The 525-nt window shown below is 49.5% G+C and carries 1 protein-coding gene; it reads right to left on the bottom strand.

What is annotated here, in order from left to right; translation table 11 throughout:
* Positions 1-444, bottom strand: a 444-nt coding sequence (locus tag K5E19_RS23895) for an ABC transporter substrate-binding protein (RefSeq protein WP_221553396.1), incomplete at its 3' end; no start/stop codon positions are given.
* Positions 445-525 lie beyond the last annotated feature (81 nt).

Here is a 525-nt window from a genome sequence, read left to right as displayed (position 1 = left end):
CTCATCGTTAAAATAGAACACGCGCGCGGTCACGGAGATCGGAATACCGTTCAGCTTGCCGTCGACAGTGGTGGACTGCAGCTCTTTGGCATCGAACTGACTTAAGTCGATCACGTCTTTCATTTTGTTGAGATCGTAGAAGCCGTCGCCGGTTTTCGAGAAGATCGGCAGCCAGTTCCAGTTAGTCTGCATAACGTCCGACTCGGTGCCGCCTGCACTCTGGGTGGTCAGACGCGACAGGTGGCCGTCCCAGCCGGTGTATTCGGCTTTGACGTTAATGTCCGGATGCTGTTTGTGGAACTCTTCTAACGCTTTCAGGGTAACCTGGTGGCGGCCATTACCCCCCCACCAGGACATACGTAAATCAACATCTTGCGCCATCGATGGCAAAGCAGTAAGACCCAGGGTAGCGGAGATTGCTGCGCTTAAAAGCACTTTTTTCATTTTTATAACTCCAGTTAGATTGAGATGTTCAGTTCAGTTTTTGCATCAAAAATGTGGCACTTATTCATATCAAACTTGAAA

This window comes from Enterobacter sp. RIT637, assembly GCF_019718755.1.
GTDB lineage: Bacteria > Pseudomonadota > Gammaproteobacteria > Enterobacterales > Enterobacteriaceae > Enterobacter.
Note: the sequence above shows the minus strand (reverse complement) of the source record. Positions and strands in the feature narration are given on the sequence as shown.